14 protein-coding genes are annotated in these 15,657 nt (G+C 62.1%); 4 read left to right on the top strand and 10 right to left on the bottom strand.

What is annotated here, in order from left to right:
• Positions 1-11: 11 nt before the first annotated feature.
• Positions 12-620, bottom strand: a complete 609-nt coding sequence (locus tag AA309_RS23695; RefSeq protein WP_047191499.1) for an ANTAR domain-containing response regulator — start codon at positions 618-620, stop codon at positions 12-14.
• A gap of 411 nt (positions 621-1,031) precedes the next feature.
• Between AA309_RS23695 and AA309_RS23690 the strand changes: the two genes are divergently transcribed.
• Positions 1,032-2,141 (top strand): DUF3182 family protein, encoded by a 1,110-nt coding sequence (locus tag AA309_RS23690; protein ID WP_047191498.1) that lies wholly within the window; start codon positions 1,032-1,034, stop codon positions 2,139-2,141.
• Positions 2,125-2,931, top strand: a complete 807-nt coding sequence (locus AA309_RS23685; protein WP_047191497.1) for an alpha/beta hydrolase family protein — start codon at positions 2,125-2,127, stop codon at positions 2,929-2,931. Before AA309_RS23690 ends, AA309_RS23685 begins: the two co-directional genes overlap by 17 nt.
• A 141-nt stretch (positions 2,932-3,072) precedes the next feature.
• Here AA309_RS23685 and AA309_RS23680 read toward each other — a convergent pair whose 3' ends face one another.
• The 3 genes from AA309_RS23680 to coxB are packed head-to-tail and all read right to left on the bottom strand — an operon-like array spanning position 3,073 to position 6,919.
• On the bottom strand, positions 3,073-3,432 hold the full coding sequence (locus AA309_RS23680) for a hypothetical protein (RefSeq protein ID WP_047191496.1): 360 nt from the start codon (positions 3,430-3,432) through the stop codon (positions 3,073-3,075).
• The gene (locus tag AA309_RS23675; protein WP_047191495.1) at positions 3,432-5,999 is read right to left on the bottom strand and encodes a cbb3-type cytochrome c oxidase subunit I; all 2,568 of its coding nucleotides are present in this window, start codon (positions 5,997-5,999) and stop codon (positions 3,432-3,434) included. The genes AA309_RS23680 and AA309_RS23675 overlap by 1 nt, the downstream gene beginning before the upstream one ends.
• A complete protein-coding gene (gene coxB, locus AA309_RS23670; RefSeq protein ID WP_244470469.1) occupies positions 5,996-6,919 on the bottom strand; it encodes a cytochrome c oxidase subunit II in 924 nt (307 codons plus the stop codon). Before coxB ends, AA309_RS23675 begins: the two co-directional genes overlap by 4 nt.
• Positions 6,920-7,069: 150 nt before the next feature.
• Here coxB and AA309_RS23665 point away from each other — a divergent pair, with 150 nt between their 5' ends.
• Both AA309_RS23665 and AA309_RS23660 read left to right on the top strand, forming a co-directional pair.
• Positions 7,070-8,053 (top strand): cytochrome c oxidase assembly protein, encoded by a 984-nt coding sequence (locus AA309_RS23665; protein ID WP_244470468.1) that lies wholly within the window; start codon positions 7,070-7,072, stop codon positions 8,051-8,053.
• Complete coding sequence (locus tag AA309_RS23660; RefSeq protein ID WP_150117717.1) at positions 8,050-8,595, top strand: c-type cytochrome; 546 nt, start codon at positions 8,050-8,052, stop codon at positions 8,593-8,595. The genes AA309_RS23665 and AA309_RS23660 overlap by 4 nt, the downstream gene beginning before the upstream one ends.
• A 26-nt stretch (positions 8,596-8,621) precedes the next feature.
• On the opposite strand, the gene AA309_RS23655 is transcribed toward AA309_RS23660, so the two are convergent.
• The 6 genes from AA309_RS23655 to AA309_RS23630 are packed head-to-tail and all read right to left on the bottom strand — an operon-like array spanning position 8,622 to position 15,475.
• Entirely contained in the window at positions 8,622-9,572 is a 951-nt protein-coding gene (locus AA309_RS23655) for a hypothetical protein (RefSeq protein ID WP_047191494.1), read from the bottom strand.
• Positions 9,569-10,063: a c-type cytochrome gene (locus AA309_RS23650; RefSeq protein WP_047191493.1), complete on the bottom strand. Its 495-nt coding sequence runs from the start codon at positions 10,061-10,063 to the stop codon at positions 9,569-9,571. Before AA309_RS23650 ends, AA309_RS23655 begins: the two co-directional genes overlap by 4 nt.
• Positions 10,054-10,593 carry a DUF3341 domain-containing protein gene (locus AA309_RS23645; RefSeq protein ID WP_047191492.1) on the bottom strand — a complete coding sequence of 180 codons (540 nt, stop codon included), beginning with the start codon at positions 10,591-10,593 and terminating at the stop codon, positions 10,054-10,056. The genes AA309_RS23650 and AA309_RS23645 overlap by 10 nt, the downstream gene beginning before the upstream one ends.
• Positions 10,590-11,903, bottom strand: coding sequence for an NrfD/PsrC family molybdoenzyme membrane anchor subunit (gene nrfD, locus AA309_RS23640; RefSeq protein WP_047191491.1), 1,314 nt, complete (start codon positions 11,901-11,903; stop codon positions 10,590-10,592). Before nrfD ends, AA309_RS23645 begins: the two co-directional genes overlap by 4 nt.
• Before the next feature lie 3 nt (positions 11,904-11,906).
• Positions 11,907-14,837, bottom strand: a complete 2,931-nt coding sequence (locus tag AA309_RS23635) for a TAT-variant-translocated molybdopterin oxidoreductase (RefSeq protein ID WP_200902039.1) — start codon at positions 14,835-14,837, stop codon at positions 11,907-11,909.
• Positions 14,825-15,475 (bottom strand): cytochrome c3 family protein, encoded by a 651-nt coding sequence (locus AA309_RS23630; protein WP_047191489.1) that lies wholly within the window; start codon positions 15,473-15,475, stop codon positions 14,825-14,827. Before AA309_RS23630 ends, AA309_RS23635 begins: the two co-directional genes overlap by 13 nt.
• Between the last annotated feature and the right edge of the window lie 182 nt (positions 15,476-15,657).

Below are 15,657 nucleotides of genomic sequence, written 5' to 3'. Positions count from 1 at the left end.
CCAACACGCGATTATTTCTCCAGAAGCGAAGCCGCCGTGACGACGCTCTGCGCAATGTCGACGAGCTTTCTTTTTTCGTTCATGGCCGTTTGGCGAAGAAGCGCATAGGCCTCCTCTTCCGAGAGATGCCGGGTTCTCATCAGGATTCCCTTGGCACGCTCGATGATCTTGCGGGACGCCAGTTCGTTGCGGGCTGCCACCAGCTCGCGCTGCAGGCGGTCGAATGCGTTGAACCGGCTGACCGCCATGTCCACGATGGCCTTCACTCGCTCCTTGCGTAGTCCGTCGACGACATAGGCGGACACGCCCGCTTCGACGGCGGCCTGGATCATGCCGTCGTCGGACCGGTCCACGAACATGGCCACCGGACGGGAGACGAGTTTTGAGACCTGGAACATCTGCTCGAGCACATCGCGGCTGGGATTCTCAATCCCGATGATGATCACGTCCGGATCGATGGTGCTCAGCCGGCGAAGCATGTGGGTCATCGTATCGATGACTTCCACGTCGGCGACTCCGGCATCCCGCAGGCCGTCGAGGAGAATAGCGGCCCTGATGCTATTCTCCTCGATGATCGCAACGCGAAGAGGCCGCTGACCTGTTTGAGTATCTTTAGTCAAGTTGTTGGGAGCTCTCGATGCCGATCCTCGGCTGAAGCATCAGGCAAGTTTCAGGCCAAAGTCATCCGCTGGAGGGTCCGTGGGCTCGAGCGCATTTTGCTCAAGATTTAGGCATTTCGTGCCGAGTGATCGACTTGGAGTGCCCTGTTCGACTGATCCTTTCCGCTTCTTACCATCGTCAGCCGCTCTGCTGGCATCTTGGATGGACTGGCCCTTGATGTCTGCAACGGGTCGGACTCTGAAGCTCCCCTTTCTCTCAGGAACATCTGCTTTTCCGTCCTGAAGGAGACATTCAGTCTCCTTCCGCTTTGTGCCAGGACTGGACACTCGTGGAATGCCGCCACTCGCGCACCGGAACTCGGGGACATCCAACCGCTTGGTCTTCAGGATAATGCTGCACGGGAGCTTGGCTTGCTGCAGGACGTGGTGGTCGAGTATTCACCTCGACAGGGTGGATTCACCAATACGCATGAACGGGCGACTCGAGCTGAAATCGCTAGGCGGCTGGCGGCTCTGATGGGCTTTGCCTATGCGGGCGAATACGACGCCTCGGCCCGCTATTCCGGCAGGGTTTACTTTGTTCCAAGCGACACGCTGATGGGTGTCGAGCAGGCCGCCCGGCTCGGCATCACGGCCGAGCACCATCTCTTCGGAGGTGTCGTGCCTTATCCGTTCGTGGCGACCAAGCTCATCACGCATCCCCGCATCGAGACACGGGGCCCTGCGCCTGAGGGCTGGTCCGATACGTTTCCCAATCAGGTGCGGGATTGTGTTCTGCGGGGCTTTTCCGTCTTCACGCCGGAGCAGGCCCAGGCCGCCGGCCGTAATCTCCTGGAGTACGGACCCGTGCGCCTCAAGCCGGTGCACGCCACCGCCGGACGCGGGCAGGTCGTGGTGGTAGACACAATCGGCCTGGACGACGTTATCGCCACGCTGAATCCCGCTGAGCTGGCCGAGGCTGGGCTGGTTTTGGAAGAGAATCTCACCGATGTCATCACCTACAGTGTCGGCCAGGTGCGGGTGGGAGACCTCGCGGCGGCTTATTACGGCAGTCAGCGCCTGACGACAGACCTGACCGGCAACGAGGTGTATGGCGGGACCGATCTCGTGGTCGTGCGCGGAGATTTCGGCGCGCTGCCCCGGCTTTTCCTTTCCGAGGGCCTTCGCATCGCCGTGGAGCAAGCCCAGGTATACGATGCCGCAACAAGCGTCTTCTCTGGCATGTTCGCCTCTCGACGCAACTATGACGTCGCCCAGGGACTGGACGCCAGCGGACAGTGGCGCTCAGGCGTGCTGGAGCAGTCCTGGCGCATCGGCGGGGCGACCGGCGCCGAAATCGCTGCCCTCGAGGCCTTCCAGGCCGATCCCGGCCTGCAAGTGGTGCGCGCGTCCACAGTGGAGATTTACGGCGCGAGCGACCCGCCACCACCACATGCGACGCTTTATTTCCGTGGGATCGACGAACGGATTGGATTGTTGACCAAGTACACCGTGATTGGAACTCATGACGACACGCGATGAACGGATCGACATTCCCGTCGATGACCAGCGGATCTCAGGTACATTGATCACCCCGGCGACGGTGGTGCCGGGCGTGCTGTTTCTGCACGGCTGGGGCGGCAGTCAGGAGCAGTACCTGGCGCGTGCCCGCGAGATCGCAGCCCTGGGCTGTGTCTGCCTGACGGTTGACCTCCGCGGCCATGCGGGAACGGAGGCGCAGAAAGAGACTGTCACGCGGGAGGACAACTTGCGTGATGCGATCAACGCCTATGACACGCTGGTCGGCCACCCAGCAGTGGATCAGGAAGCCATCGCGGTGGTGGGCAGCAGTTATGGAGGCTACCTGGCTGCAATCCTAAGTTCGGTGCGCCCCGTGCGGTGGCTCACCTTACGCGTGCCGGCACTCTATCGGGACGAGGATTGGTCCCTGCCGAAGCAGCACTTGAAAAAGTACGGTCTCGCCGACTACCGCCGGGGCCGGGTGCGCCCCGACGAGAACCAGGCTCTGGCGGCCTGTGCGGCGTTCAGGGGCGACGTGCTGATTGTGGAGTCGGAGCACGACGACATCATTCCGCATCCGGTGATCGAGAACTACCTTGCGGCATTCAAGGGCGCTCACTCGCTGACCTACCGCGTCATCGAGGGAGCCGATCACGCACTCTCCGAAGAAACGTGGCAGCAGGCCTACACGTCCCTTCTGCTTAACTGGGCCACCGAGATGGTGCTGGGGGCCAGAGAGGATGGCGCGGCTCCGGGGGTGCATACCCATTTGCAGCCAGCGCCCCGAAGGGGACCGCCCACGGCCGCCTGACCTGACAGCCTCTCTCGATCTCAGGGACAGGGCGTGCCGGCACGTAAAGTTCCTGCCAACCGATCATCGTCGAAGCTTCCTCGCTGATGCTCCCTCTCTTTCATGAGCGCATCGTGCGGATCCGAAGGGCCGCACGATGCGCTAGGCGCAGGCCGGGAGAATAAGGGCCGAGATCCCATGCCAAAGGATCACGACAAGCGAGAGGCCGTTGATGAGGATTGCGACATGGCTCATGAAGCCGTCTGTCGTCGCGGCCGGTCGTTTCGCGTTCTGCCGATGGCTCTTGATGGACCAGATGACGGCAACGGCCGTTGCTGCGAATGTGATGAGAGTCGCTGAAACGATCGTCGCCGGAACGATCCCGAAACCGAAAAGCGTCGCATCCGCCCATCCGCGCCCGCAAAGGGTCGATGTCACTCCATAGATGACGGTAAACTGAACGGCCCATGCGATGAGGCCGGCCAGCATCAGGAGAACCTGCCCTGTCCGCCGCCCGCTCATCAGATCCCTCCCGTCAGACGCGGGAAACCGTGGACCACGAGGAGAGCGGTCAGGCCCTGCCCCACCGTGTAGTACCAGAACAGCATGGTGTTATCGAAGGTCGTCCGGCGTACGCTGTCGAGCCGCCCTGCCAGCCAGCGGGCAATGGTGTAGATCCCCATGATGAACGTCGTCAGGACGAAGAAGATCTGCAGGGACACGATGGCGTAGACCGCTGCACCGTAAGCGTGGGCCGAAGGGCTTAAGTTCGTTCCCCACTGCGTCCAGAGATCAACGGCGGCCGCGCCGGACACGAGCAGAAGCGCCACGCCGATCAGGATCGGAACAGAGCGCGGATTCCGGCGGTCAGCGCCGCGCAACTGCCGGCTGGCGACAGCGATCAGAACCGCGCTGGCGCAGTAGAGCAATGCCGAGAGAGAAGGCCAGATCCAGTCGGGAATTCGGACGCCTTGCGGCGGCCAAGCCCCCGGGTTCACGAGCCAGAGGAAAAGGTAGGAGAAGATCAGGCAGGTGAAGACCATGCCCGAGACGACCATGAGGACGATCATCGCCCACCAGGAGTGGTTCATCGGTCCGGTGACGTAGACAGGCACCACGATGCCACCACCGATATCCGCGGGCGGGCGAACCGGACCGGGATCCGTTTCCCAGAGCCACCAGATCACGCAACCCACTGCCAGCACGCCGCAGATGACTGATGTAAAAACGAACTTCACCGTCAGAAGCAGGAAGAAAGCGGCCGTGAACACGGCGGCCAGCACCGGCTGCCAGCCTGGACCCGGAACTTGCAGGATATATTGGGGTCTCGCATCGAAAGGGCTCGTCACCAACGCCTCGCGCCCGCCTGTCGCGGTCCCGGGCAGATAATAGCGGCCATCCTCCACGTCTTTCGACAGGTTGGATTGATCCCAGAGGGGATCGCGACTGACGACGGATGGAATGCTTCGCGTGTTGTAGGTTCCGTTCGGCAGCCACTCGAGCGTGCTGGCGTTCCAGACGTTGCCTGCATTGTCTTCCAAGGTGAAGCGGAAATTGCGCGCCAGATCGAACAGGAAGACCGCGACACCGGCCGCGATCATGAAAGCGCCGATGGTGGAGACGAGATTGAGTGCATCCCATCCCATCTCGACTGGATACGTATAGACGCGCCGTGGCATGCCGATGAGGCCGGTGATGTGCATCGGCAAAAAGGTCACGTTCATGCCGAGGAACATGAGGCCGAAGACCCAGCGCCCAAGCCGCTCGGATAAAGCATGTTTGCTCGCAACAGGTGCCCAATAATAGAAAGCAGCGAAGAGCGGGAACACCATGCCGCCGATGAGCACATAATGCAGATGGGCCACGACGAAGTAGCTGTCATGCGCCTGCCAGTCGAAGGGGGCCATCGCCACCATCACGCCGGTGAGGCCGCCGAGCGTGAAGATGAACAGGAAGCCGATGATGAAGAGCGATGGCGTCGTCAGCTTCATGCGCCCGGACGCGATGGTGGCGATCCAGGCGAAGACCTGGATACCGCTTGGCACCGCGACCGCCGTGCTGGCGGCAGAGAAGAAGCTCAAGGACATCTTCGGCAGGCCGGTCGCAAACATGTGATGCACCCACAGGCCGAAAGAGAGAAAGCCCGTGGCGATGAGGGCGAGCACGATCAGGCGGTATCCGACGAGAGACGTCTGCGCCATCGTCGGCACGATCATCGATACCATGCCGGTTGCGGGCAGGAAGATGATGTAGACTTCCGGGTGGCCGAAGAACCAGAACAGGTGCTGCCACAACAGAGGATCTCCGCCCCTTTCCGCAATGAAGAACGGCCAGTCGAAGGCGCGCTCCATCTCGAGCAGCAATGTGCCGAGGATAATGGCCGGAAATCCGATCACGATCATGACGGCGAAGACCAGCATGGCCCAGGAGTAAACCGGGAGCTTGTCGAGGCTCATTCCGACCGCGCGCGTCTTCATCACGCCCACGATGATCTCGATGGCGCCGGCAATGGCCGAAATCTCGATGAAGCCGATCCCGAGAAGCCACCAGTCGGCATTCTCCGCAGGCGAGTATTTCGTTCCCGTCAGTGGTGGATACATGAACCAGCCGCCGTTCGGCGACAGGCCGAAGAAGATCGTGCCGAAGAACACGAGCCCGCCGACGAAATACGCCCAGAACGCATAGGCCGAGAGGCGCGGGAACGGCAGGTCGCGCGCGGCCTGCATGTTCGGCAGCAGATAGACGCTGGCCGCCTCCACGGCCGGAACGGCAAAGAGGAACATCATCACCGTGCCATGCATGGTGAAGAGCTGGTTGTAGAGATCGTGGCTGACGAGATCGCCTTCCGGCGCCGCCAGTTGCGCACGCATGATCAGCGCAAGGATGCCCGCCAGGATGAAGAACAGGAAGGCCGTTCCGACATACCACAGGCCCACATAGGTATTGTTGACGGCCGTGATGAAGCTGATGCCGCGTGGAGCCTTCCAGGCTTTCTTGAGGGCCTCGAACTCTCCCTCCGGACGCGGCAACGGGTTGGGAAGCTCAGGTTCCTGTTCCCCGAAGGATCCGGGGCGCTCGGGCGCATTCATCTCAAGCTCTCCAGATAGCCGGCCAATGCCCTCAGATCCTCGCCCGTCAACGAGCCATAAGAAGGCATGCGCACGCCCGGCTTGATGTGCTGCGTGTTGGCGATCCAGCCGGCCAGCGTGCCGATATTGTTCGGAAACTGACCCGCTCCGATCGTGCGGCGGCTGCCCACATGGGTCAGATCGGGCCCGAACTGCCCATTGGCTTCGGTGCCGCGCACCGCATGGCAGGATCCGCATCCGCCTGCGCGAAACAGTTCGCGGCCGCGTGCGAGCAAGGGAACTTCCGGGTCTTGGGCCGGCTTCGCCTGCTCTGTGCGCCAGGTCTCGAAGGCGGCCGGTTCCAGTGCAATCACATCGAAAGCCATGCGGGCATGCTGGTCGCCGCAGAACTCTGCGCAGACGCCGCGATAGATGCCGGGCCGCTCCGCGGTGAAGTTGAGGCGGTTGATGCGGCCCGGGATCATGTCGATCTTGCCGCCGAAGTTCGGGATCCAGAAGCTGTGAATCACATCGGCCGCCGTCACCGATACGGCTATCGGGCGACCGACGGGAACGATGATTTCATTGGCGGTCGAGAACGCCACCCGATCACCGTCCGCAGGATAGCGGACCCGCCACCAATATTGCTCGCCGATCACCTCGATGGGGAGTGCACCCGCCTTTGGGACGTCGCTGTCCCGCATGACGATGAGTCCATAGGGCAGGAGCGCGGACAAGGTGATGATCGGAAAGGCAAGCCCGCCGTAGATGATCGTTCTGCGACTGCCGAGCCATGCCCGGCGCTCGGGCGGCGCGAAGATCGCGTAGAGCAGAAGACTTGTGACGCTCAAGAAGATGAGGATGCCGCCCACCGTCATGGTCATGGTGAGCCAGTAAATCCTCGACGCGTCGCCTCCGGCTGGATCGAGAGCCGATTGCACGCCGCTGCATCCTATGAGGGGAAGCACGCAGAAAAGAGCTGCCGCACGCTTCGCAGAGCTGCGCAGCCGCCCATGAAGGCAATGCCATGTCGCTTCAAGGTCCATCCGCCCTACATGGGTCTTGCGTGCATCGAACGGAAAAGCTTGGCCGTGAGACTTGGTTCCCTCGAAACATCCTGCCACAAGCTCACGAAGACAGCCTTGAGCCTCTTTGCCGTCCTGGCCATTCTCCTGCCCGGCAGACCTTCCCTTGCTCATGGCATGGCACTTCATGGCCCGGGGGATCTCTGGCATTCCTGGCAGACGGATCCTTTGGTCACGATCCCTCTCATCGCCTCAATCCTCCTGTTTGCCCGTGGCGTATGGCGATTGCGAGGAAGCCTCGGACGGCTCCTCCCGGGTTTCGGCATGGGCCAGGTTTTTTGCTTCGTCGCAGGAACGGCATTGCTGGCCTTTGCCCTTCTGTCTCCGCTGGAAAGCCTCTCCAAGCCTCTCCTGTCAGCCCATATGGTCCAACATATCCTGCTCATCGCCGTCGCTCCCCCGCTTCTCGTTCTCGGCAAGCCCGAGGTCGCTTGGCTCTGGGCGCTTCCGGATGCATGGCGGCGCGGAATGGCGCGCAATCGCGGGGCGCGATCAATCCTGTCGTTCCTATCCCCCTGCGCAAAGCCAATCCCGGCGGCCCTGATCCATATGGCAACCTTGTGGATCTGGCACAGCCCGACGCTCTTCGATGCCGCCGTTGCCTCTGACCGGCTTCACTGGCTGGAGCATGTTCTGTTCTTCGGCACGGCGCTCCTGTTCTGGCGCGCCGCCATCAAGGCCCATTCGGGCCGCGAGGCGGCTGCGGCTGCACTCATCGCCTGCTTCATCACCTTGCTGCAGAGCGGCCTGCTGAGCGCTCTCCTCAGCTTCGCGCGCGAGGCTCTGTATCGCACCCCTGATATGGGCGACTGGGGTCTGACGGCTCTGGAGGATCAGCAATTGGCGGGCGCCATCATGTCCCTTCCCATGTGTGCGATCTATCTCGTCTCCGGACTGATCATGGCGCTTCGCCTTCTGACGCCTCCCGGTCGGGAACGGAGGAGCCCCCTGCCAGTTGCTCCATCGGACCTCCTGAAACAGAGCTCATGATCAGGCACGCTCTCACCCGATTGCTGATCGTTCCCGCCTTCGCCGGACTGGGTGCATGCAGCGACACGCAGGAGCAATCCGCAATCGTGCAGATCACCGGCGGGGAGCCCGAGCAGGGACGCGTGCTGATCCAGTCCTACGGCTGCGGCACATGTCATAGAATCGATGGTATCCGGGGCGCGCGAGGCAAGGTCGGGCCGCAGCTTGAGGACTACGCACAGCAGCACCTCCTCGCAGGCTTCCTGCCGAATACGCCGCACAATCTGATCGCATGGCTGATGGATCCGGTGGCCCTGAAGCCGCAGACCGGCATGCCATCGCAAGGCGTGACGGAGGCTGAGGCCCGACATATCGCGGCCTACCTCTATTCGTTGGGACGCGACGGGTTACGGGTCTATCCGGACGATCCTCCCCTTCCGCTTCGCGGATCCGGAGAGAGAGCAATCGAGATCCCCGGCTCGACGGTGAATCCCTCGGAAACGGACCCACGCACGCGCCGCATCGTTCCAAACCAGGATGCAAGCCCCGGATCCGGCAGCTAGAGCCTCGTGTTTCCGCACGATGCATTCTAGGGCTCGGCCGATGCTTCCTCGGTATAGCTCGGGCGTACTCTCATCACCGCGATGAAAGCCGCGATCCAGAGACAGATCGTGCCGAGGATGAGGCATATATCCAGCCACGAGGAGATCCCCTTCGGCTGAAGGATCCAGAGCGTATGGGTGCCATGATACAGGAGCGCCAGCGCACTTCCCCCAATCATGGCGGACCGGCTCACGCCAGAGGGGACCAGCACCACGATCGCACCCAGCATCAACAGATAGGACGTCGTGAGAAGTCCTTGATCCCAGGGATCGGAGCGTCTCGCGTACCATTCTGCTTCCTGCGGCAGGTTGGCGAGCCAGACGATGATGAACTGCGCGAACCACGTCCAGACTGTCAGAAGCGCCAGCGTCAGCAGCGCCCGCTCCAGGCTTGCCATCCGCCTTGAAGAGGCAGGATCAGGCTTGAGAAAGTTCACGAGGATGGCGCCGGCCAAAGCGGCGAGAACCTGGGCAAGCCCGAAGGCAAAGCCGAACAGACTCGACCACCAATGCGGCTCGCGCGACAGCACCCAATCGTAGGCCGCAAAGCTCACGATGGGCGTCAGCAAGGCCAGGCTGACAGCACTTGTCCGGCGCACATGCCGCGTTCGGATCAGCCAAAACGCCATTCCGGCGCAGACGATCAGGTAGAAAGCGCTTCTCATCAGGAAGAAGCCGGGGCTCAGAAATGCGGCCCGCATCGGCGGCAAGTCGGCTCTCTCACTGACCCAGGGAAAGAGTTGATCGAGCCCGAAGGCAAGCGGAATTCCGAGGACGAGAAGAAGGGGCATCGTCAAGGATGCCGCCTCGAGTTCCGCGCGGATCGGAGCCAGCCAGTGCTCGCTCATGAGATGCCCGATCATCAGCACGATGAGGCTGCCCATCGAAATCCCGGTGAGCCCGACAAAGACGATATAGAGAGCCTCCGTTACGCTCATGGAGATGCCGCCCCCTGACGCATCGGCGCGCCGATCTGTGCCTGCAACTGCTTGATGTAGTGGGCAATCGCCCAGCGATCCTCCGGCAAGACGCGATCCGCATAAGAGTACATCCGTCCCTTGCCCTGGGTGATCACCGTGACGATCTGCTCAGGGGAGAGGGCTCTCACGCGCCCATCGTGATACGAAGGGGGTGGAGGAAATCCCCTGGAAACCACCGTTCCGTCGCCTCTTCCGCTCGGGCCGTGACAAGGCGAGCAGAAGGCCCGGAAGCGTTCTTCGCCTCTGGCAACCAGATCCGGTGTGACCTGCGGCCCCGGCGGCGAGAGCGCCGCATTCTGCGCAGCCGCTCCCCTGGCAATGGTTCCTGGAGGAACGGGGACATACGGTCGTTGAACGGCGCGGGTCGATGCGACGGCATCCCGCTGTTCGGTGCCGGTATCGCAGGCTGCGAGCACAGCAAGACTGATGAATCCGACCGCTAGTCGCATGCAGGCACCTCCCGCACCGCCTGTGGCGTCAGCGCTTCCAGGAAGCTTCGGGCTGCTTCAGCCTCGAACAGCGGATCGACGCTCAGGATGCAGAGATAGAACCGATCCTCCGAGGCCCGCTCGAATCCGGGCACCGCGAAGACCGGATGATGCAGGCGCGGCAGCCGAAGGATCAGAAGCAGGCCAAGCAAGGTCGCAGCACCCGCCCAGAGAATGGCGACGATCAGCGTGGCTGGAATGAAGGCGGGCCAACTGTCGAGCGGTCGACCTCCGACATTCAGAGGATAATCGACGACGTTCATCCAATATTGGGCCCCATATTGCAGCCCTGCACCTATCAAGGCTGCGACGAGCGCGATCCAGGGAATGACGGTTGTGCGAACGCCCAGCTCCTTGGCGAGGTCTGCGAGGGGGAAGGGACTGAATGCATCGAGCTTCGTAAAGCCGGAACGCTTTGCGGCCTTGACGGCTTCCATCAAGGCTTCCGGCGTCTTGAACTCGGCCATGATGCCATGGAGACGCTGTGTCATGAGGTTTCTTCCTCATGCTCGTCATGGCGGGTTTCGAACATGGAGACCACCGGCAGGAAGCGCGCGAAGAGCAGCAGAAAAGCTGCAAACAACCCGACGGTCCCCAGGAACAGGCCGGTTTCGGGAAGCGTCGGGCTATAGGTTCGTCCGACCGACGGCAGGTAATCCGTCTGAAGCCCGCCCACGATGATCGAGAAGCGGTCGAACCAGATGCCCACTCCAATGGAAAAGCCGACGAAAACCGCGGCGATTGTGCTCTGGCGGGCTGCCTTGAACCAGAACAATTGAGGGATGAGGATGCTGTAGACGATGGCCGTCCAGTAAAGACCGGCCTCGTCTCCGATCATGCGGTCGAAGGTGGCCTCCTGCGTCATCCGATCGGCGAGAACAGCGGAGACGAACTCGTCCAGATAGAGATAGCCCGACACAAGGGCGCTGGCGAGAACGAGCTTGCCGAGAAGATCGATATCCTCCTCGTCGATATATCGTCCAAGCCTCAAGCCCCAGCGCAGCAGCACAGCGACGAGGAGTACGATAGACAAGCCCTGAGCCAGACCGGTTGCCACGAAATGGAGCGGCTGGCGCGTCTCATGCCAGTCGGGCACCAGCGTCACACCGAATTCGAAAGCCACCGTGCTCTGCATGATGAGGATCAGAGGCAGCACGAGGATGGCAACGAGGCGGTAGGCGCGCTGGTGATAGGCCCAATGGCGCACGGATCCGCGCCAGCCTATCGCGAAGATCCCGTAGATCCGTTGCACCGTCTTGCGACGGGCACGATCGCGCAGGGTCGCCAGATCCGGGATGAGACCCACATACCAGAGCAGGCTCGTGACGATGACGTGGGTACTGATGGCCCAGAAGTCCCATGTCAGAGTGCTGCGGAATTGCGGCCACACCTCGAAAGTCGCAGGGTACGGAAACGTCCAATAGAACAGCCAGGGACGCCCGAGATGAAAGATCGGGAAGATGCCCGCGCAGATGACGGCGAAAAACGCGACACCCTCCGCGAAGCGGTTGACCGCCGTTCGCAGATCGTGCCGGCGCAGGACCAGAATGGCTGCGAAAAGGCTCGCTCCATTGGCAATGCCGATCCACCAGGCATAGTTGATCAGATCGAAGCCCCAGACGAAGGGGATGTTGACGCCCCAGATGCCGACACCCATGATCGTGACCGAAATCAGCGTGTAGCCGAGCAGCAGAACGAGCGCGCCGGATGCCCCGAGCGCGATCCACCAGATCAAGCCGAAGCGGCGGGAGAGCGGGACCTCCGCGACCGGACTCGTGCTGGCCTGCGCGTTGCTGCTCATCCGCTATCCATTTTCCGTGGGAGCCTCGATGAGGGCGAGATAGGTGGTTCGCGGACGCGTATTCAGATCGCCGAGCAGAGCATAATTGCGCGGGCTTTTCTTGAGTCGGCTCACGGCGCTGCCGGGATCATTGACGTCGCCGAACACGATGGCCTGTGTCGGGCAGGCCTGCTGGCAAGCCGTCATGACTTCTCCGTCGCGCAGGCGCCTGTCCTCGATGCGAGCGTCGGCGCGGGCTGCACCGATCCGTTGAACACAATAGGTGCATTTCTCCATGACGCCGCGGTCCCGAACCGTCACTTGCGGGCTCATGGCATCGGGCGAGGCCGTGTAGTCCGTGCCTTGGTAGTCCAGGAAGTTGAAGCGCCGCACCTTGTAGGGGCAGTTGTTCGAGCAGGTCCTCGTACCGATGCAGCGGTTGTAGACCATGTCATTGAGACCCTCGGAGGAATGCACCGTCGCATTCACGGGGCAGACCACCTCGCATGGAGCCTTCTCGCAATGCATGCAGGGTACAGGCTGGAAATACGTGTTCGGATCGGCGGTGTCCCCACTGTAATAGCGGTCCACGCGCAGCCAGTGCATCGCGCGTCCCTTCGCCGCTTCCTCCGGGCCAACGACGGCAATGTTGTTTTCGGCCTGACACGCGATGACACAGGCGTTGCAGCCGATGCAGGCGTCAAGATCGATCGCCATGCCCCAGGCATGTTCTTCATAAGGCCATTCGGGATATAAAGACGGCTGTTCTCCCGTTTCCCGAACCGCTGCTTGACCAGGCGCCATGACGCGCACGATATCGCGTCCTTGAAGCGAGTGATGCTGCTGGGTGGAGATGAGTTGGATTCGCTCGCCGGCGACCTTGATCGCACCCGTGACGATCCATGGCCGATGCAATGGACGGACCGCGTAGGCATCAAACCCGACGTCACTTCCGATCCGGCCCGCCTGCCGGCGTCCGTAGCCGAGAGTCAGTGTCACAGTTTCGCGCGCGTGTCCGGGCAGGACCCAGACAGGGATCCGCATGACGCGACCTTCAATGCTTAGATCGATGGCATCACCCGAGGACAAACCGAAGATATCCGCAGTCTCGGGAGCAATCAGCGCCGCATTGCCCCAGACCTGTTTCGTCAGCGGCTTCGGCAGCTCCTGCAGCCAGCCATTGTTCGCATAGGAGCCGTCCCACACCGACGGATCGGGTGCGAACACCACATCGATACCGGAAGCTGGGGCCGGAGTGGCGGGCTGCGGCTGCCAGTCGGATCGCCAGCGCACGTCGATGGTGGGCAGGGCCGAACCATCGATCACACCATCTTCGAGCGAGCGTGCCCAGCGCTCCTCGAATCCGTCTCCCCAAGCCTCACGCCAGGTCGCCTGAACAAGGCCTCGACCATCCACATTCTGCCCTGCCATGAGGCCAAGAAACTCCTCGGCGCTCAACGCTGGCCTCAGCGGCATCGTCGCGGGCTGCCGCAATCCCACTGTGCCATCAAAGCCCCGCAGATCGCCCCAGCTCTCCAGGGGATGAGCTTCGGGAACATGCCAGTGACAGACGGAGGCGGTCTCGTCGCGATGCTGGCCGAGATGAAGCGACAGAGGAACACGCCGAATGAGTGCGGCCAGATCAATGTCTGCCGGAGCCGTGTAAACCGGATTGCCTCCAAGAACGACCAGATGGGACACCTGACCGGCTTCGATGGCCTGCATCAGATCATTCAGAGTCCGGACACCGTCGATGATGGGGCGCACAGGTTCTATGGTGCGGATCGTCGTGCCGAAAGCGCCCAGCCTCGTATTGATCGCAAGCGCGAGAGCATGCACGCGGGCCGGCTGCTCACGCCCGACGACGACAAGGCCGCGAGAGCCGGCGCGGCGCAACTCGTTCGCCAGCCGGGAAACGGAGGGATACACTCCCGATGCCGGCGCAGGGTTCGTTTCGAGAGACGCTGCAAGGGCCCGAGCAAATGCTTCGAACTCCCGCGGTCGAAGGACGATCCGCTCATCTGCGCGGGCTCCGACAAGGCTCGGCCGGGCCTCGACGGAAAAGAGGCGTGGAAGCTCCCGGTCCGGCATCCGCCGCCGTTTCTGGTAATCGGCGGCATAACGCAGATGGCCAGGCTCCTCGGCGAAGAGATCACCACCGAGAGTCACGATGACATCAGCCTGTGTCAGGTCGTACACGAGATCGGCATCCTGGCCGAACACGTCCATGGCGGCGGCCCGTCGGTTGTCGTCGTCAATCGGCGAGAACACATGCCATTGTGCAAGCGGGAAGAGCTGCCGTGCCTGTGTGATGAGCCTGTGAAGGGTCGGCGATGACGTCGGCGACATCAGAACGTGCAGCCCCCGCCCCTCGGCCACGACGAGTTCGTTCCGCACGGGACGAATGAAGCTCGTGAGCTCCTCCCAACTTCCCGGGAGACCGTTCTGAAGCGGCGCACCGGATCTGTCGGGATCGTAGAGCGACAGGATCTCGGCCTGGGCGAACACGTCCGTTGCTCCGAGACTTGCCGGGTGAAGCGGGTTTCCCTCGATCTTGATGGGTCGCCCCTCCTGCGTCTTCACGAGAACTCCCCTTCCAAAGCCGTTCAACGGAAGGGACGTCGCGACGGTGAGCGGCACACCCGGTGTGTAGCCCGGCATGTTCCGACTTTGGGACAGGAGCGGAGCGTTCTTGCCCGCCTCGCTGCCGTTGCAAGCAGCGAGCCCTCCCAGGGCGAAGGAAGCGCTCATCAACTTCAGCAGGGTCCGACGGTCGATGGACGAGGCCTGGACGATATCCGGGAACTCGGCCTCCACATATCGGCGTACCTCAGGCACATCGGCCAGTTCCTCAAGGCTGCGCCAAAGCCTCGGGCCGTTTTCCGTTGAAAGACGGGCTCTCAAGACATCGAGATCGAATGGCGCATCCTCACCCATCGTTACTACCGGTGGCATGTGTTGCAGCTGGTGAGACGTCGGGAAGCCTCCCGGTAGAGCTCGCGAATATCGCCCGGCAGGTCCTTGCCGTGCGCTTCATAGCCCATGGTGAACACGGCCTCTCGCGGCCGAAGGTTTGGAACCGGGTCGCGGTGGCAGTTCAGGCACCATCCCATAGAAAGGGTCTGCGTCTTTACGGTCTTGGGCATCTGATCCACCCGACCATGACAAGTCTCGCAGGCTACACCCTTGGTGATGTGGGCGGCGTGGTGGAAGTACGCGTAGTCCGGCAGGCGGTGAACGGACGTCCATTCAATCGGCTGTCCGAGTGTGAAGCTGGATCGAACCGGCTCAAGGACGCTCGCACCCACCCACACCTGAGAATGGCACGACATGCAAGTCTGAGCGGACGGCATGCCGGCATCGGCCGCTCGCTCGACCGTGGAATGACAATAGCGGCAATCGATCCTCAAGGACCCGCTGTGAAGATCGTGCCGGAACGGAACAGGCTGCGGTGCAGACTTGCCGACGTTCCAGGTGCTGTCCGAGCGAGCCCAGACATAGGCCATCACGCCCGCAGCTACGATCCCTGCGCCAATGAGCACGATAACCACTCTGAACAGAGTGGTTGCTGCCGGTGTGAAGAGTTGCGCCATCGCCCGTGCCGCGCACCCTTTGTTGAGTCGGGCTCCCTGGCCTGACCGAAGCTTCGCTGTTGACACAATCGGTTCAGCGCAGCTTCGTTCCCTCACGGTTGCGCAAGGTCGACATGATCGGGATGGATAAACACTTCGAATCCACCGCCTCGGGCAACAGCCACCAGAGTGATCCCGCAGCT

Origin of the sequence: Microvirga vignae (assembly GCF_001017175.1) — a bacterium.
Lineage (GTDB): Bacteria > Pseudomonadota > Alphaproteobacteria > Rhizobiales > Beijerinckiaceae > Microvirga > Microvirga vignae.
The sequence above is the reverse complement of the archived record's forward strand: the minus strand, read 5'-3'. Positions and strand labels throughout refer to the sequence as shown.